The 18495-nt window shown below is 52.2% G+C and carries 17 protein-coding genes; 9 read left to right on the top strand and 8 right to left on the bottom strand.

All coding sequences use genetic code 11. The features are described 5' to 3' along the window. Positions 1-51 precede the first annotated feature (51 nt). From BKD14_RS09405 to BKD14_RS09420, 4 genes are all read left to right on the top strand, one after another. The gene (locus BKD14_RS09405; protein WP_022712400.1) at positions 52-519 is read left to right on the top strand and encodes a RidA family protein; all 468 of its coding nucleotides are present in this window, start codon (positions 52-54) and stop codon (positions 517-519) included. A gap of 2 nt (positions 520-521) precedes the next feature. Continuing rightward, positions 522-1262 carry a glycerophosphodiester phosphodiesterase gene (locus BKD14_RS09410; RefSeq protein ID WP_075655428.1) on the top strand — a complete coding sequence of 247 codons (741 nt, stop codon included), beginning with the start codon at positions 522-524 and terminating at the stop codon, positions 1260-1262. A gap of 82 nt (positions 1263-1344) precedes the next feature. Then, the gene (locus BKD14_RS09415) at positions 1345-2568 is read left to right on the top strand and encodes a GNAT family N-acetyltransferase (RefSeq protein WP_139316374.1); all 1224 of its coding nucleotides are present in this window, start codon (positions 1345-1347) and stop codon (positions 2566-2568) included. 10 nt (positions 2569-2578) lie between these two features. Continuing rightward, complete coding sequence (locus BKD14_RS09420; RefSeq protein ID WP_022712403.1) at positions 2579-3001, top strand: HIT family protein; 423 nt, start codon at positions 2579-2581, stop codon at positions 2999-3001. Between the two features lie 30 nt (positions 3002-3031). On the opposite strand, the gene BKD14_RS09425 is transcribed toward BKD14_RS09420, so the two are convergent. After that, positions 3032-3379 carry an AzlD domain-containing protein gene (locus BKD14_RS09425; protein WP_075655430.1) on the bottom strand — a complete coding sequence of 116 codons (348 nt, stop codon included), beginning with the start codon at positions 3377-3379 and terminating at the stop codon, positions 3032-3034. Further along, a complete protein-coding gene (locus BKD14_RS09430) occupies positions 3376-4197 on the bottom strand; it encodes an AzlC family ABC transporter permease (RefSeq protein ID WP_083646956.1) in 822 nt (273 codons plus the stop codon). Before BKD14_RS09430 ends, BKD14_RS09425 begins: the two co-directional genes overlap by 4 nt. Positions 4198-4654: 457 nt before the next feature. Between BKD14_RS09430 and BKD14_RS09435 the strand changes: the two genes are divergently transcribed. Beyond that, a complete protein-coding gene (locus BKD14_RS09435; RefSeq protein ID WP_075655432.1) occupies positions 4655-6148 on the top strand; it encodes an acetyl-CoA hydrolase/transferase family protein in 1494 nt (497 codons plus the stop codon). Between the two features lie 65 nt (positions 6149-6213). Here the strand turns inward: BKD14_RS09435 and clpA are convergent, their stop codons facing one another. Both clpA and clpS read right to left on the bottom strand, forming a co-directional pair. Further along, entirely contained in the window at positions 6214-8673 is a 2460-nt protein-coding gene (gene clpA / locus BKD14_RS09440) for an ATP-dependent Clp protease ATP-binding subunit ClpA (protein WP_075655434.1), read from the bottom strand. A gap of 6 nt (positions 8674-8679) precedes the next feature. Next, complete coding sequence (gene clpS, locus BKD14_RS09445; RefSeq protein WP_028233987.1) at positions 8680-9030, bottom strand: ATP-dependent Clp protease adapter ClpS; 351 nt, start codon at positions 9028-9030, stop codon at positions 8680-8682. A gap of 825 nt (positions 9031-9855) precedes the next feature. Between clpS and BKD14_RS09450 the strand changes: the two genes are divergently transcribed. Together BKD14_RS09450 and BKD14_RS09455 are read left to right on the top strand one after the other, a co-directional pair. Then, complete coding sequence (locus BKD14_RS09450) at positions 9856-11376, top strand: D-alanyl-D-alanine carboxypeptidase (protein WP_022712410.1); 1521 nt, start codon at positions 9856-9858, stop codon at positions 11374-11376. A 119-nt stretch (positions 11377-11495) separates the two neighbouring features. Then, a complete protein-coding gene (locus BKD14_RS09455; RefSeq protein WP_075655436.1) occupies positions 11496-11783 on the top strand; it encodes a hypothetical protein in 288 nt (95 codons plus the stop codon). Positions 11784-11796: 13 nt separating this feature from the next. On the opposite strand, the gene BKD14_RS09460 is transcribed toward BKD14_RS09455, so the two are convergent. From BKD14_RS09460 to rocF, 3 genes are all read right to left on the bottom strand, one after another. Beyond that, positions 11797-12237, bottom strand: a complete 441-nt coding sequence (locus BKD14_RS09460) for a DUF1489 family protein (RefSeq protein ID WP_075655438.1) — start codon at positions 12235-12237, stop codon at positions 11797-11799. Between the two features lie 104 nt (positions 12238-12341). Continuing rightward, a complete protein-coding gene (locus BKD14_RS09465) occupies positions 12342-13409 on the bottom strand; it encodes an ornithine cyclodeaminase (RefSeq protein ID WP_075655440.1) in 1068 nt (355 codons plus the stop codon). 103 nt (positions 13410-13512) lie between these two features. Further along, positions 13513-14436: an arginase gene (gene rocF / locus BKD14_RS09470; RefSeq protein ID WP_075655442.1), complete on the bottom strand. Its 924-nt coding sequence runs from the start codon at positions 14434-14436 to the stop codon at positions 13513-13515. A 172-nt stretch (positions 14437-14608) separates the two neighbouring features. On the opposite strand from rocF, the gene BKD14_RS09475 reads away from it, so the two are divergent. After that, a complete protein-coding gene (locus BKD14_RS09475) occupies positions 14609-15046 on the top strand; it encodes an Lrp/AsnC family transcriptional regulator (protein WP_028233989.1) in 438 nt (145 codons plus the stop codon). 154 nt (positions 15047-15200) lie between these two features. Continuing rightward, entirely contained in the window at positions 15201-17522 is a 2322-nt protein-coding gene (locus BKD14_RS09480; RefSeq protein WP_075655444.1) for a TonB-dependent hemoglobin/transferrin/lactoferrin family receptor, read from the top strand. Positions 17523-17605: 83 nt separating this feature from the next. Here the strand turns inward: BKD14_RS09480 and kdsA are convergent, their stop codons facing one another. Then, complete coding sequence (gene kdsA / locus BKD14_RS09485) at positions 17606-18448, bottom strand: 3-deoxy-8-phosphooctulonate synthase (RefSeq protein ID WP_075655446.1); 843 nt, start codon at positions 18446-18448, stop codon at positions 17606-17608. Positions 18449-18495 lie beyond the last annotated feature (47 nt).

The raw sequence follows: 18495 nt of genomic DNA on the forward strand, positions 1-18495 counted from the left end.
TGTTTGCCGTCCACTCTGATGTGACGATAAAATAAAACCGGAAAGAGCGCCATGACCTCGACAATCGAAACCCGCCTCAAAGATCTCGGCATTTCAATTCCAGAATCCGCAGCACCGGCTGCGGCTTACCTGCCTTTTTCCCAGAGCGGCAATCTGCTGTTCACCTCCGGCCAGTTGCCACTGAAAGACGGCAAGCTCGTTTCCACCGGTCTGGTTGGCCGCGACCTGACCATTGAACAGGCGCAGGAAGCTGCAAAATATTGCGCTATCAATGTGCTGTCGCAGGCAAAAGCGGCTCTTGGCGGCGATCTTTCCCGCATCAAGCGCATTGTTAAAATCACTGTATTTGTTGCGTCTGTTGTTGATTTCACCGATCAGCACATTGTTGCAAACGGCGGTTCGCAGCTGTTCATCGACGTTCTCGGCGATGCAGGCAAACATGCCCGCTCCGCTGTTGGCATGGCTGGTCTGCCGCTGAATGCACCGGTTGAAATCGAAGCCGTGATTGAGGTTGCCTGATTATGAGCGCTGCGCCTCGTGATGAACTGAAATGGCTTACCCGCCGGCCGATTGCCCATCGCGGGTTGCACGATATGAATAAAAAGGTCTGGGAGAACACTCTCCCTGCCTTCAGTGCAGCCATTGCAGGCAATTATGCCATTGAATGCGACGTGCATCTGACCAAAGACGGTGAAGTCATCGTGTTTCATGATGATGTGCTGGATCGCCTTGCCGGTCGCGAAGGCCGCATTTGTGATCTGACACTGGCCGAGGCTCAGGCCCTGACCATCGGCACCACACAGGATCACGCTCCGTCGCTTCGCCAGATGCTTGATCTGGTTGCCGGACGCGTGCCGCTGGTTATCGAACTCAAAGGCATTGAAGGTCAGGATGAAGGTCTGGTTGCCGCCGTTGCCAAAGAGCTGAAAGACTATCAGGGCGAAGCGGCGATCATGTCCTTCGACCATCACCTCATCCGCCGTTTCCGCAGCGATGCACCAGGTGTTGCTGCCGGCCTGACGGCAGAAGGTACAAGTGCCGCCGATATGGAAAAGCACTTTGCCATGCTCGCGCATGATGTGGATTTTGTTTCTTACAATTTCCACCATCTGCCAAATCCGTTCATCAGCTTCTTCCGCACCGTGCTCAACCGTCCTGTCATCACATGGACAGTGCGTAGCGCGGAGGAAAAGGCCGTGAGCGACATGCATGCACAGCAGATCACGTTTGAAGGCTTTATACCCGACAGCGTAATCGCCTGAGGCAACACTATCTTACCGGCGCATAGTGTGATGCGCCGGTAAAAACCAGACATGACAAAACGGGTGGGAATGGTTGATTGCTATGCGTGAGGAAGCAGAGGAAGAAACCAGCATTATTTTGCGTAACGTTAGCTCCATGCAGGGTTTCAGCCCTGAGGCATGGGCGCAATTTTCTGAAACCAGCAAACATTCCGCAGCTCCGTCCACAGACGGCATTGCTGCGAACAAATCCTATAACCCGTTTCTCTCTTATGCCTATCTTTCCGCGCTGGAGGATTCCGGTTGCGTCGGTGAAAATACCGGCTGGCTGCCCTGCCATATGCGTCTTGAAACACAACAGGGCGTATTGCTGGCCGCAGCTCCTGCCTATCTGAAATCCCATAGTCAGGGTGAATATGTGTTCGACCACGGCTGGGCTGAAGCCTTTGAACGTGCGGGCGGACAATATTACCCCAAGCTGCAACTGGGTATTCCGTTCACTCCGGCGACCGGTGCGCGCCTGCTTACCGCAGAGAATAACCCTGAATTGCGCCGCCTGCTTGCCAGTGCCGTTGCGCAATTCACTGATCAGAACCAGTTGTCCTCGGCGCATGTAACCTTTGCTGAAATGCCGGATATTCAGGCTTTGACAGAGACCGGATTCCTGCATCGCAAGGATCAGCAGTTTCATTTCAAAAACAATGGCTTTCAGGAATATAATGATTTCTTAGAAGAACTTGTTTCCCGCAAACGTAAAGCCTTAAAGCGCGAACGCCGCGAAGCTCTGAGCAATGGCATTTCTATTGAATGGCTGACCGGCTCCGATCTGACAGAAGACATCTGGGATCAGTTCTACGCATTCTATATGGATACCGGCAGCCGCAAATGGGGGCGTCCATATCTCAATCGTGAGTTCTATTCGCTGATCGGCGAGCGCATGGGCGATGATATTGTGCTGATTATGGCCAAGCGCGCCGGGCACTATATTGCAGGTGCGATCAATTTCATCGGTGGTGACCGGCTGTTCGGCCGCCATTGGGGCTGCATTGAAGATCACCCGTTTCTGCATTTTGAAGTCTGCTATCATCAGGCGATTGATTATGCGATTGCACATAAATTATCGGTAGTGGAAGCCGGTGCACAGGGGGAACATAAGCTGGCACGCGGCTATGAACCTGTGACCACCCATTCCGCCCATTATATCAGCCATCCCGGCTTTCGTGATGCTGTGGCGCAATATTTGCGCCGCGAGGTCCGCGAAGTCGAAATGAATAACAGCTATTATACGGAACACAGCCCGTTTCGTAAATTTCATCAACCTGAATAGGGAGCCATCCATGACCACGCCTTATGCCAGCGACAATATTTTCGCCAAGATCCTGCGCGGCGAAATTCCGAGCCATAAAATCTATGAAGATGATGATGTCTATGCATTCATGGATGTGATGCCGCAGGGCAAAGGCCACAGCCTTGTCATCCCGAAACAGGGTTCACGCAACCTTCTCGATGCAGACAGCGCCGTGCTGGCCAAGCTGGTTGCTGCCACGCAGAAAATAGCCGTTGCGGTGAAGAAGGCTTTTGATGCCGATGGTGTCACCGTCATGCAGTTTAACGAACCGGCGGCAGGCCAGACCGTTTTCCATCTGCATTTCCATGTCATTCCGCGTTTTGAAGGCGTTGCCCTGACCGGTCATACCGGCAAGATGGAAGATCAGGCTGTTCTTGCTGAAAACTGTCAAAAAATTATCGCAAGCCTTTAATCTATAAGACTTATATCTCTGCACAGAGCATTATAAAATAAGAAGTCCTGCGAGCAGCAGGGCTTCACCGATCAGTACACCGACCAGAATACGCTGCCCCGCCAGCAGGAACGCCCCGAATCCAAGAATGGCAGAACCAGCCCGCAGCCACATCGGCGAATTTGCAAGTTCACCCGTCGGGTAGAGAATAAGCTGCGCAATCACGCCCGCCACCAAGGCTGTCGCCACACAGCGCACCAGCACCAGAGCCTGCGAATCCTCGCGCATTTTGCCGCCAACCAACACGCCGAGAAAGCGCCAGATATCCGTCGCCAGCGCACCGGCGATCAGGATGAACAGATACGGCCACCACCATGTATCAAAGCTTGCGAAGTTCATGACAGTTGTTCTTTCCGGCGCAAATTCTGCACATAGAGATGGAAACCGAAGGCCATCGCACCACCGGTCAGGCCGGTGAGCAACAGATCATAACCCGGTGCAATGGCATGCATCACCGGAAAGATCAGCAGACCGCTCAGCAATGCTGCTTTACCCGCCTGCTCACGAGATGAACGCCAGAGCGAAGTGAGAAAATACATCGGTGTCAGCATGAAAAGCGCTGCAAAGAGCAGCGGCGGAAAACTGGCCGAGAGCAAATAAATCAGCGCTACAACAGCCGCATTGGTCAGCACCAGTGTCACGCCGATACCGGCAAAATAGCTGGTGCGCAGATCGCGGCGAATATGGCGCAACTGTTCCATTGCCATCACCCATGCGGTCACCGCCACAAAATGCGAGAGAAACAGCAAAGTGATCTTGCGTGAACGCGGCCCTTTAAGCTCCGGCAACAAGGCCACAACCATCGGCATCAGACGCACGGAGGACAGTGCCACAGCCAATGCGGCGGCGGCCATTGAGCTTCCAGCGGAGATCGCACCGATCAGAACCACTTTGGCGGGCAGAGCCCAGATCGTCAGCGTCATAAACACTGCCTGCCCCATGGTAATACCGCTCTCAATGGCCAGACCGGAAAAGCCGATAAAAGAGCTGATCAGCAGCAGCGCCGGTATGCTGAATATGTTGCGCGCACCACGTCCGAACCATTGCGCCCGCTCCGCAAAGGATGAAACGGCATCCGCATTATAGTCGTCTGCATTACGATGCGCTTTTGGCAACTGCGGCGCAGACTGGCTAACGGGCGGCTGATGATCTGGCATGGCAAACTATCTTACATATAAATGTCAGCATATATGACATTATTGTTAGACCCAGCCCATGTGCTTTGCAATGCTGTCAAAAGCAGTCATTCGTAACAGGCATGAAGTTCTTATCGTCAAGCCTGTTATGCATAGCCCGTTCAAGACACATGAATGTAAAATCGCGACAGAATGACCTTATCAAAGACAAGGCTGGCAAAAGCCTCCGGTAAGGGATAAGCCCTTTTGGCAGAGCAGTTTACGTTTAGGTTAATCTTCAACTTCTGCTCTTACGCCGATACTGCGTATTAGAGCGCCGGGCGCCCCATGGGCGCACAAAGGTCGCTCTAACACTTTAAAATGAGAGCATAATTTAAACTAATTCAAGTTTAAGAAATTATGCTCTACAGCATACAATACATATGCGACTAACTCTCTGGCTCCTCCCTGTCAGAGATCCTTCGAATATAGGTTTCCCATGCTAGAAGATCGTATCCGCAATTCCTCCCTGCAAGATAAAGTTGTGACACCTGCCGAGGCCGCAGCCTTTATCAAAGACGGGATGACAATCGGCATGAGCGGTTTTACCCGTGCCGGCGATGCCAAAGCCGTGCCGGTTGCCATGGCTGCGCAGGCTAAAGACACACCGTTCAAAATCACCCTGCTCACCGGTGCATCGCTCGGCCATGATGTCGATAAAATCCTCACCGAAGCCGGTGTACTTGCCCGCCGCATGCCGTTTCAAGTTGACCGCACATTACGCGCCGCCATCAACCGCGGTGAAGTGATGTTTATCGACCAGCATCTTTCTGAAACTGTTGAGCAATTGCGCTCCAATCAGATCGGGCCGGTTGATTATGCGGTTATTGAAGCCATTGCCATCAATGAAGACGGCGGTGTGATCCCGACAACCTCCATCGGCAATTCGGCCAGTTTCGCTATTCTGGCAAAGAAAGTGATTGTTGAGATCAATCTCAGTCACTCTCTGGCGCTGGAGGGGCTGCATGATGTCTATATTCCGACCAAGCGCCCGTCCCGCGATCCGATTCCGGTTGTGTCCTGTGAAAGCCGCATCGGCACAACTTATATTCCGATCCCGCCTGAAAAAATCGCAGCGATTGTCATCACCGAACAGTCGGACAGTGCTTCACTGATTGAACCGGCGGACAGCGAAACATCGGCTATTGCCGGACACCTGATTCACTTCTTTGAAAGTGAAGTGGAAAAAGGCCGTCTCGACCTGTCTCTTAACCCGTTGCAGGCCGGTATCGGCACGATTGCCAATGCGGTTCTGACCGGCCTCGTGGACAGTCCCTTCCATCATTTGCGCATGTATAGCGAAGTCTTGCAGGACAGCACATTCGATCTGATGGATGCAGGCAAATTGAGCTTTGCTTCGGCCTCTTCGATCACACTCAGTCAGGCTTGCGGCGAGCGCGTTTTCGGCAATTTTGACCGCTACAAAGACAAGCTGGTGCTGCGTCCGCAGGAAATCAGCAATCATCCGGAAGTTATCCGCCGCCTTGGTATTATCGGTATCAACACCGCGCTGGAATTCGACATTTACGGCAATGTGAATTCCACCCATGTGGCGGGTACACATATGATGAACGGCATCGGCGGCTCGGGCGACTTTGCGCGCAATGCCTTCCTGTCGGTTTTCGTCACCAAATCGGTGGCAAAGAATGGTGCGATTTCCTCAGTCGTGCCGATGGTGCCGCATGTCGACCATACGGAACATGATGTGGATATTCTGGTGACAGAACACGGCCTTGCCGATCTGCGTGGCCTTGCTCCGCGTGAACGCGCATCCGTGATTATCGAGAATTGTGCCCATCCGGATTACCGCCCGCAATTGCGCGACTACTTTGCCCGCGCCTGTGAGCGTGGCGGTCAGACCCCGCATATTCTTGAAGAAGCCATCTCATGGTATGCGCTAAAAGAGAAAACCGGTACGATGCTGAAAAGCTGATCCGGCTTTCAGCACATAGATTTCTCTAATAAAAAAGCGCCCGTTTGAAACGGGCGCTTTTTATTTTATTCCTTCGTTCTTGGAACCTTCGGCACAGAAGCCGATTTACGCTTCGGTTCCGTTGTCTCAGGAGCAGAGCTGCTATCGGCTGCAACTTTTGCCGGTTTCTTTTCCGGCTTGGCCGCAGCTTCCGCAACCTCCTCGTCAGGCTGTTCTTTCTGCGGCTTGACCGGCTTGGCCTTCACCACATCCATCACCAGACCAGTCTTGCCATCCGGTTTTTCGCCGGTTGTGACTTTGACCGTGCCGCCATTCTTGAGCTTGCCAAACAGCAACTCGTCGGCCAGAGGCTTCTTGATATATTCCTGAATGACACGACCCAGAGGGCGTGCACCCATGCGTTCATCATAGCCCTTGTCAGCCAGCCAGTTGATAGCTTTCTTATCCAGTTCAAAGGTCACACCGCGATCAGCCAGCTGAGCTTCCAGCTGCATGATGAATTTCTGCACCACTTTATGGATGACAGGAACAGGCAGCGGGCCAAACGGAATAATCGCATCTAAGCGGTTACGGAATTCCGGCGTGAACAGACGGTTGATCGCCTCCATATCGTCACCTTCGCGACGGGTGGAGCCAAAGCCGATTGCTGCTTTCGCCATATCTGCCGCACCGGCATTGGTGGTCATAATCAAAATGACATTGCGGAAATCAATCTGCTTGCCATTGTGATCTGTCAGGCGGCCATGATCCATAACCTGCAACAAAATGTTGAAAAGATCCGGATGGGCTTTTTCGATTTCGTCAAGCAGCAACACGCAATGCGGATGCTGATCCACGCCATCAGTCAGCAGACCGCCCTGTTCAAAGCCGACATAACCCGGAGGTGCACCGATCAGGCGCGATACGGTATGACGCTCCATATATTCGGACATGTCGAAACGCAGCAGCTGCACGCCCAATGTGCTGGCAAGCTGTTTGGCAACTTCCGTCTTACCTACACCGGTCGGACCGGAGAACAGATAAGAACCGATCGGCTTATCCGGCTCACGCAGGCCTGCACGTGCCAGTTTGATCGCAGAGCTAAGCGATTCAATCGCCAGTTCCTGACCATAAACCACACGCTTGAGATCTTTTTCCAGACTGGCAAGCACCTGCTCGTCATCCTTGGAGACAGTTTTCGGCGGAATCCGCGCCATGGTTGCCACGGTCGCTTCAATCTCTTTGATGCCGATAATTTTTTTGCGTTTGGCTTCCGGCAGCAGCATCTGGCTGGCACCGCTTTCATCAATCACGTCAATCGCCTTATCCGGCAATTTACGGTCAGTGATATAACGGGCAGACAGTTCTACTGCGGCAGTGATCGCATCATTGGAGAACTTCACTTTATGGAAGTCTTCAAAATAAGGCTTCAGACCGCGCATGATTTCAATGGCATCCGGAATAGTCGGCTCGGCCACATCAATCTTCTGGAAGCGGCGCACAAGTGCCCTGTCCTTTTCAAAGAACTGGCGGAACTCCTTGTAAGTCGTTGAGCCGATGCAGCGAATCTGACCGGAAGACAAAGCAGGCTTCAGCAGATTGGACGCATCCATCGAGCCGCCGGATGTGGCACCCGCACCGATAACGGTGTGGATTTCATCGATAAACAGCACGGCACCCGGATAATCTTTCAGCTCCTTGACGACCTGCTTCAGACGCTCTTCAAAGTCACCGCGATAACGGGTACCGGCCAGCAGACTGCCCATATCGAGCGAGAAGATCGTGTCATTGAGCAGAACTTCCGGCACATCACCGTCAACAATGCGCTTGGCCAGACCTTCGGCAATCGCGGTTTTACCCACGCCCGGATCGCCCACATAAAGCGGGTTATTCTTGGAGCGGCGGCACAGAACCTGAATCGTACGGTTGATTTCGCTTTCGCGGCCAACCAGACGGTCGATTTTACCGGCCTTGGCTTTTTCATTGAGATTGACGCAATAGGCGGTCAGCGCATCAATTTTCTTTTTGCTCTGTTCTTCATTCTCAGGCTGCGCTGAATCTTCAGCACTATGCGCCTTGCCTTCGGTCAGATCATCACTGACACCCGAACGCTTGGAAATACCATGAGAAATGTAATTGACCGCATCATAGCGGGTCATTTGTTGTTCCTGCAGGAAATAAGCCGCATGGCTTTCCCGCTCGGCAAAGATTGCGACAAGCACATTGGCGCCCGTCACTTCATCGCGGTTTGATGACTGCACATGGATAACCGAACGCTGAATCACCCGCTGGAAAGCGGCTGTCGGCTTGGAATCCTCATCATAACCGGTCACCAGATTATCCAGCTCACGGTCGATATAGTCGGTGACAGTCTTTTTAAGCTGCGCAATATCGACATTGCAGGCACGCATAACCGCGCCGGCATCTCTGTCATCAATCAGAGCAAGCAGAAGATGCTCAAGCGTGGCATATTCGTGATGACGTTCATTGGCGATGGTCAGCGCCTGATGAAGTGCTTTTTCAAGGCTTTGGGAGAATGTTGGCATTGTACCTCACTTTTTCTCCATCACGCATTGCAGCGGATGCTGATGTTGACGGGCGAAATCCATCACCTGCGTCACTTTGGTTTCGGCAACTTCATAAGTATAGATACCGCATTCACCGACCCCGTGATTATGGACATGCAACATGATGCGTGTCGCATCTTCACGGTTTTTCTGGAAAAAACGCTCCAGCACATGAATAACGAAGTCCATCGGCGTATAGTCATCATTCAGCAGCAGCACCCTGTACAGGCTTGGCCGTTTTAAGCGGGTTTTCGTCCGCGTAATAACAGCTGTACCATTACCCGGGTCCTTCGGGTCACCATCGTCACTCCCCATCACAGGAGACTTGGCCTGCATAAAAGGAGTAACCTGTAAAAAATGGTCTGCTGCACACATTCCTGATCGTATCCGTCCTGATCGTATCTGTATTTTCTGAAGTCACGCTGTATGGCGGGAAACCACACATCGTAGACCTATTATGTAGGTTGAAACGCGGCAATGTTAAGCCCCGCAGAACACAAAGCCCGACACGTCCTCATTCACGTCCAGAGTATCGCGCCTGCAGGAAAAAACCAGCATGAAACACATCATTTAAGAAAAGATTTCCGCAAACCGCACAGGGGCAAATTAATAAAGCACGCAAAATTGTCCCCGTTTCTGCATTTTAAATACCAGTCTCAAGATCGGCCTGAAGACTGGCAAGTGATTCAACCAAATCACTCTCATCAGGGCCGGTAAATTGCAGCCCGTAATGCCTTAGTCCCTTAGCTCTGATTATTAACAGTTTCAGGACAGAAGATGCGTTACAAACAGGAAAATACGCTTCTACAGAGCAAAATTTTCGTAAGACTCACAATTTCTTGAAACCAGCTTGAGAAGAAACACCGCATAAATTTTTTATTTATTAGCAGGTACTTAACACGATGCAGACAGACCGGATGGCTGTCCTGACATGCCCGCCAGCTAAAAAGCATCATAAAAATCAAAAAAAGATCATGATTTGCCCGTCTATAAACGGATTGGTAAGGCTGTTGGCAATATGATCACGGAAATGTTCGTGGCGTGTCCTTTGCGCCACACCTGAAAATTGGCAGTCCAGGTAGGTAAGTCACCGTGTATCATGCGTTCCGTCACGCCGCATCCGGCATCAAGATTGCGGCCCGCTCATTGTTAGCAGTAACAATGGCCGGCGCCCTCACTCTTACCATCACGACAGGTTCCGCTCAGGCAGCAAAGAACCCGCGTCATGCCGCGATTGTGATTGATGCAAATACCGGCAAAACCCTGTTTGCAGAAAGCGCAGATGCCAAGCGTTTTCCCGCTTCCCTCACCAAAATGATGACCCTTTATATGGTCTTCGAGGCGATGCAGGCCGGACGCATCAACAAAAACACCAAAATTCCGTTCTCCAAATATGCAGCAACCCGTCCGCCGACAAAAATCGGTGTACCGGCAGGCCAGACAATCAGCGTTGAAGATGCGATTATGGCGCTGATTACCCGCTCAGCCAATGATGCTGCGGCTGCTCTTGGTGAATATCTCGGCGGTTCCGAGCCACGTTTTGCACAGATGATGACAGCCAAGGCACGTCGTCTCGGCATGCGCTCCACCACATTCCGTAATGCTTCTGGCCTGCCAAACCCGAACCAGCAGACCACTGCCCGCGATATGGCGATTCTCGGTATCGCGCTGCGTCAGCATTACCCGCAATATTACGGCTATTTCGGCCGCTCCAGCTTCCAGTTCCGTGGCCGCACGATCAATGGTCACAACCGCCTGCTCGGTCGCGTTGAAGGCGTTGACGGCATTAAAACCGGCTATGTAAACGCATCCGGTTATAATCTTGTCACTTCCGTCAACCGTGACGGCCGTCGCATCGTCGCCGTTGTTATGGGCGGCAGCAGCGGTGCATCCCGTGACGCAGCAATGACCCGCCTTATTCAGGCACATCTGCCAAAAGCAACACCGTCGCGTCGTGGCAGTGATGCCCTGCTGATTGCCCGTAATGATGCACCGGCAGGTCCGGCAGTTGCGGCTGAACCATCTCCTCTGCCGCGTGCGGTTCCGCTGCCGGCTGAACGTGCCGACCAGCCGGTTCTGGTTGCTGATGCTTCCGGCTCCGCAGGCAGCGCACAGGATGCGATCAGCGCTGTTATCGCCCGTCAGAAACCGGTACCTGCCCAGCAACCTGAAATGCTGGCTCTGGCAGCGCCGACACCGCGTCCTTCTGCTCCGGTATCTTCTCAGCTTGTGGCTATTCCGACGCCTAAAGCATCGATCCCGAATGTTGATCCGGTTACCACAGCTTCCGCCAATACAGCTGCTTCCCGCATGGGTCTGGCACCAAAGCCTGTTGCTGCTGTGCGCAATGAGCCGATTGCTGTACCGCAGGAAAATACCCGCCAGCAACAGCCGCAACAGACTGCCGTTGCCATGGCTGCCGCAGCTGATATTTCCGGTGCATGGGCTATTCAGATCGGCTCTCTGCCTAGCGAAAATCAGGCACAGGAAATGCTGAATAAAGCCGCCCAGCAGGCAGGCAGCACCCTGCGTGCAACCTCCCCGATGACTGAGACTTTCAACAAGGGTAACAACACATTCTACCGTGCACGTTTTGTTGGTTTTGACACCAAAACTGCCGCATGGGATGCCTGTGCCGCCCTGAAGAAAAAGAACTTCAGCTGCTATGCAATCGCGCGTTAATGCGCGCGGTTCGCACCGTTTAATACCATAATATCCGAGATTATCCGGCTTTGTGTTTCGCCGGTATAGTTCAGGCAGGCCATCTGCAAACCCAATGAGTATTGTGTAAAGGGTTTACAATGTCGAATATGCTCAATCTGTTTGGTTTCACCAATGTTGATCCGGTGGAATCCGACTCACAAAAGCCAGGCAAAACCACTTTGCTCAGCGTCCACGCCCTGCGTAGTGCTGCTGCCCGTCTTGCCGATTTGCGCGCTGACGGCGCATCCCTGAATACGCGTGAATTTGTAGGGCTTCTGGTCTGCAATGCACAGCGCAGCCGTCGTATCAGCCTGCCGGAAGCATCCCTGCGCATTGTGACAGGCAATGTAAACGGACGCACAGCAATCCGCCTTAAACTGCGCTGATATTGTTTATTGATTAAATAAGACCCAGTGCCGCCAGTTCGCGGCGCAGCTCCACAGGCAAAGCCTGCATACCGCCGCCCGCTCCGGCTCTGTCATCCTGCGGCACTTCTTCATCCGCAATATAACGCCAGCCCTGAAACGCTCTGCGCGGCTGCCAGACAGTCGGGATCACTTTCGGCTCCAGCACCAGATGACAACGGCCGATACCGTCTTCACCGGTAAATGTGCGCACTTCCAGCAAACGCTGGCGCGCCTGAATATTGCCTTTGATAACCCAATAGAGTGAACCACCGTCAAGCAGCTCTGCTTGGCGTTTCGGTACCATTCGTGTTGTATGAAACTGCTCCGGCACCACGCCATTTGCACGGCATTCCTCAAGGCGGAAATCAATCCACGCTGCCAGATCTTCAAGGGAATCACATCCCACACAGAGTTTTACAAGATGCAGTGCCATGAGCGGCAATTACTCCGTTGTTTTAATGATGTCTAGTATTCAGCAATTGCACAAACAAAAACGGGCAGGAGTAACCCTGCCCGTCTCTGTCATTTATTCGCGAATTAAGCTGCTTCGCCTGCGAGTTTCTTTTCGCAGCGCAGCAGCATGCCGAACAGGTCGCGCGGCTCATCCGGATCTGCCAGCAGATCGAGATTTTCATAGAGACCTGTGGATTTCAGCTTGTCGTGAATATAACGCAGTGCCGAGAAATCTTCGGTCGCAAAACCAACTGAGTCAAACAGGGTGATCTGGTTCTGGTCACGGCGACCCGGAACAGTACCGTTCATCACCTGCCACATTTCGATAACCGGATGATCGGCATCGAGCTGCTGGATTTCGCCCTCAATGCGTGTCTGCGGCGGATATTCAACAAAGATATCGGAGCGCAGCAGAATGTCTTTGTGCATTTCTGTCTTGCCCGGGCAGTCACCGCCAACGCCGTTGATGTGAATGCCGCTGCCGATCATATTGTCGGTCAGGATCGTGGCATTCTGCTTGTCTGCGGTCACAGTGGTGATGATCTGAGCGCCCTGCGCTGCATCTTCCGCACTGGTGCAGGTGGTGATTTCAAAACCGAAGCCTGCAAGATTCTGTTTGCATTTCTCAGTGGCAGACGGGTCAATATCATAGAGACGCAGGGACTTAATGCCGAGCAGCGCCTTGAATGCCAGCGCCTGAAACTCGGACTGTGCGCCATTGCCGATAATCGCCATGGTCTGCGCATTTTCCGGTGCCAGATATTTGGCAACAACAGCTGAAGTTGCAGCAGTGCGCAGCGCTGTCAGAATGGTCATTTCGGTCAGCAGCATCGGATAGCCGGTATCCACATCGGACAGCATACCGAAAGCAGCAACGGTCTGCAGACCGTCTTTCATGTTTTTCGGATGACCATTGACATATTTAAAGCCGTAAAGCGCACCGTCACTGGTTGGCATCAGCTCGATAACGCCGTCATGGGAGTGGGAAGCAACACGCGGGGTCTTGTCAAACTTTTCCCAACGCAGAAAATCTTCTTCCACATAGGCAGAGAGTTCTTTCAGGAATTCTTCAATACCGACTTTCAGAACCAGCTTCATCATGTGGTCAACACTGACAAATGGTACGAGGTTCAAAGTTGTTCTGTCACGCATCAGGTTTTCTCCCTCCGGTCTTGCCGGAACCTGTTAAACTAAGAAAAGCGCTTCATGCCCATCAGAGACAATTGAAGCGCTTTGGCTGTAAATCTTGTCAGCTTTACACGAAGCTGCGGGTCGGACGATCCATCACGCTGCGGCCCATAAGGCTGGCGATCAGATCGACCATCAGGAAGGCTGTACGACCGCGTTCATCAAGGAACGGATTGAGTTCGACCGCCTCAAAACTTGTCACCAGCTCGCTGTCATGAAGCATTTCCATAATCAGATGGGCTTCACGGAATGTTGCGCCGCCCGGAACTGTGGTGCCAACGGCCGGTGCGATATTCGGATCAAGGAAATCCACATCAAGGCTGACATGCAGCAGGCCATTGGCTTCCTCAACACGCTTCAGGAAGCGGTTGAGCAGTGCAACAACGCCGTGCTCGTCAATCATACGCATGTCATTGACGGTCACTTCAGTCTTGCGGATCGCTGTACGTTCTGCCGGATCAACCGAGCGGATACCGATCATGCAGACATTCGCCGGATCAACCGGAGCCAGCACTTCAGGGAAAGTGCCTTCAAAACCCTTCTGGCCGGTATAATAGGCAACAGGTGTGCCATGCAGATTGCCGCTTGTGGTGGTTTCCAGCGTGTGGAAATCCGTGTGAGCATCAAGCCACAGCACAAAAAGCGGACGTCCCTGCTCTTTGGCGCGACGGCTCAGACCGCAAACAGTTCCGGCAGCCAAAGCATGATCACCGCCGAGGAAAATCGGGAAACCATCAGCACTGTGCTCATAGGCAGCTTTATCCAGCGCCTCAATCCATGCCACGATTTCCGGCAGATTTTTCAGAACCGGATTGGAATGGGTCAGATTGCGTTTTGCAGCCGGTTCCACATTGCCCAGATCGGTAACATCATGACCCAGCTCTTCCAGAGCCTGTGTCAGTCCGGCGGCGCGAAACGCGCTCGGTCCCATTTCGCAGCCCATGCGTCCGGTTCCGTCCTGCACAGGTGCACCAATCAGCTTACAATGCATATATGTTCCTCACGACTGTAAATTGTCTGCCGCCATGACTGCAAAGCACAATCAGAGCGGTGATTTTCCGGTATAAAACCACGAAACATTGGCAGAGTGGACAGAGAAGATTGGCAAATCTCCACAGATGCTTTATCAGATTGCGCAGTTAAATGAACAAAATGGTAAGACAGTGGACGAACTCGACCAGAAACTCATCACCCTGCTCCGTCATAATGCACGCCGCAGCATCTCCGATCTCGCCCTTGATGCCGGTGTCTCACGTGCCACTGCCCGTGCCCGTCTGGAGCGTCTGGAAAAAGACGGCCATATTCTCGGCTATACGGTTATTCTGCGTGCGGACACTGTTGAGCAGGCTGTTCGCGGCATTATGATGATCGAGATTGAAGGCCATGTGACAGAACGCGTGGTGAAAGCGCTGGGCGGTTTCTCGGAGATTTCAGAAATTCACACCACCAATGGCCGCTGGGATCTGATTGCCGAAATCAATGCCGATACGCTGAGCGATCTCGACAGTGTGCTGCGTCGTGTCCGTCTGGTTCCGGGTATTACCAATAGTGAAACCAATCTGTTGCTGGCCACACCGCGCAGTACCAGAGCACGGCTGTAACCACACGGACACAGTATCAATCCGATCTTTGATTAAATATGATTAATTTACTCAATTATTAAATTACATATTTGCAAAATACGATAAATCCTCCTATGGCAGCGCATATCTATTAACAAAGCTTAAACAACCATCCTCCCAAGGAGTTGCGCTGATGTCTGCTTATGCTGCTGGTGGTTCTGCCACCGGTGCACGCAATTTTTTATGCCTGCATAAATTTTCACTTTTCTTTCTTACAACAACGGTTTTAAGCACTGCTGCATTTCTGAACCTTACGCCTGCGGCTCTCGCCCAGACGGCACAGCCTAAAAAACAAACGGAAAAACAGCAGGCGGATAATGCATCCGGCACATTACAGCTGAACACAATCACTATCGGCACCGGCACAGTCGGCTCCGGCAGCTACGGCACAGATGCCCCGAATATTGTCACCATCGACCGCGAGACAATTGACCGTGTTCAGGCTGCAAGCCTGCCGGAACTGGTAAAACAGACACCGGGTGTCACCATGCTCGGCGGCGTGCGTATTCAGGGTCAGAGCATTGCTATCCGTGGCTTTGCCCGTCAGACAGATGTGCGCATTATCATGGACGGCGCGCAGAAGAATTTTGAGCGTTATGATCAAGGAACAGTCTTTATCGAGCCGGAACTGCTTAAAAGCGTTGAGATCGAAAAAGGCGCGACTTCCATCAAATATGGGAATGGCGGTTTCGGCGGCACCATCAAGATGGAAACCAAAGACGCAGCCGATATGTTGCGCGAAGGTGAGAACTGGGGTCTTTGGTCAAAGACCGGCTATCAGACAGCCAATAAAGGCTGGGTGCAGAGCGGCGCTGTTTATGGCCGCACAAATTATAGCGGCATCAATTTTGACGGTCTTGCCGCAGCCACATGGCGCAAGACTGAGGACATGCGTATCGGCGGCGGTGAACGCTATAATTTCTCCGACAGCAAGCTCACATCCTTCTCTGCCAAGGGCAGTGCCAGCGCTGACGGCCATGAGCTGAAAGCGACTGCAAGCTACGGTATGAGCGAGAACTGGGGGCCTCCTGCGGCTATTCGCGGACAGGTTGAACCGATTGGCAGCGATGTCAAAAAATACGGCTATTATGAAGCGATCCGCCGCCGCCTCGCCTGGCGCGATCTCAAAGATTTCAGCTCATCGGTCGAGCATAAATTTTCCGGTAACAGCGATCTGGTCAATACGCGCCTGATGGTGAGTTATGCCTTTACATCGCTTTATGCCGAGCGCCCTGATGGTGTGAGCACGTCTGCATCGCTTGGCGGCAAGTGGAACGAATCCAAATATTCCGACCTGCGGATCGAAGCGGAAAACACATCCAATTTCACGCTCGGCGGTTTTAATCACAGCCTGAATTACGGCATTCAGCTACAGCGTCACAACCGTGATATTGTCATGTATGCCGATACTTATAAAAATAATGCCAATTATAATTACGGCTATTTTGCTCCGTATAATATGCCTGAAGGCAAGCAGGAAACTTTCAGCGCTTTTGTGATTGATAAGATTGCTCTGACCGATCGGCTGACCATTATTCCGGGTCTGCGTTATGATTATGTGCGATCAACAGGCAAGCCTAACGCTGCAAAGACCTATAATGATATCACGGTAGGGCATGATTACAGCGCAGTCAGCCATGACGGCCTGACACCGGGTCTGAGCATGACCTATGACGCAACCTCAAATCTCCGTCTGTTTGCTGATTGGGCCTATGCGATGCGTATGCCGAATATTGATGAGCTCTATTCTGTGCAGAGTGAAAGAACAAGTTTGCCACGTAGCAGCCGCGATCTTGAAGTGGAGCGCAACAACAATTTCCAGATTGGCGTTGAAACGATTCACGATCAGCTTTTCACCAGTGACGATCAGCTTAAACTCCGTGCGACCGCCTATTACAATCATGTCACCAATCCGATTAACCGGCGCTTTGGCAAGGAAAATGCTCCACCAAAAGGAGAACCGGGTGACACTTACTGGAACATGCCGTCCTACTACTCTGCCGGTATCGAGATTTCAGCCCATTACGACACAACTTATATGTTTGCCGATGCGGCCTTCTCTACAATGCATGGCAGCCGTCATGGTGCATTGAATAATATCTATGGCTATAACACCTATCTCAAGGATCTGGCACCGGCGACACTGGTGACAACGCTGGGCTGGAAAATGCCTGATTATGATCTGACTCTGGGCTGGACAGGGACTTTTGTCGCCAGACAGTCCAAGACACCGCATAATCAGAATGGCGGCGATTATGCCCGTCCTGAAAGTGCAGGCTATGGTATCCATGATCTGTTTCTGACATGGGCACCGCAAAGCGGCATGATGAAAGATGCCAAGCTGGATATTGGTCTCGACAATATTTTTGACAAGAAATACGAGCCTTATCTGAGCGATGGCATTACCGCCATGCCTGGCCGTAATTTCAAAGTCAGCCTTAGCAAGAAGTTCTGAGACACAAAAAAGCCCCACATAATGCGGGGCTTTTTATTGGGCAATTATCTCAGAGAGATTTTGCTAATTGGCAACCGGCAAGATCAAAGGGATTTTGCCAGCTTGTCGAAAGCCATCAGTGTTTCAAGCAGACGCGGCATATCTTTCAAAGGCACCATATTCGGGCCGTCGGAAGGCGCATTGTCCGGATCCTGATGCGTCTCAATGAAAACACCGGCAACGCCGACCGCGACCGATGCACGGGCGAGTGTTTCAACAAATTCACGCTGACCGCCGGTGCTGCCACCCTGACCGCCCGGTTGCTGAACCGAATGAGTCGCGTCAAAAATCACCGGAGCGCCAAGACCCGCCATAATCGGCAAGGAACGCATATCCGACACGAGTGTATTATAGCCGAAAGATGCGCCACGCTCGGTCAGCATCACATTCGGATTGCCGCTCTCCACCACTTTGGCCATGACATTTTTCATGTCCCAAGGTGCCAGAAACTGACCTTTCTTGATGTTGACCACACGGCCGGTATTGGCGGCAGCAATCAGCAGATCAGTCTGACGGCAGAGGAATGCCGGAATCTGCAACACATCAACGACTTCACCGACAACAGCGCATTGCTCTTCAGTATGCACATCGGTCAGCACCGGAAAGCCGAAATCTTTTTTAAGATCAGAGAAAACTTCCAGAGCCTTTTCGAGGCCGATACCGCGCTGACCTTTCAGCGAAGTACGGTTGGCTTTGTCGAAACTCGATTTATAAACCAGACCAATGCCGAGCTTATCTGTCATTTCTTTCAAGGCACCAGCCATATCATAGGCGTGCTCGCGGCTTTCCATCTGGCACGGGCCGGCAATGATCGACAATGCGCCCCTGTTGGAAAACACTACATTGCCTGACGGCGCCTTAACCTCAACAACAGGATTGGCAGTCATATCTGTTCCTCAAAATTGAAAAGTACCTGACTTTTCCCAATAAATAA

Source organism: Pseudochrobactrum sp. B5 (assembly GCF_001939785.1).
Classification (GTDB): Bacteria; Pseudomonadota; Alphaproteobacteria; order Rhizobiales; family Rhizobiaceae; genus Pseudochrobactrum; species Pseudochrobactrum saccharolyticum.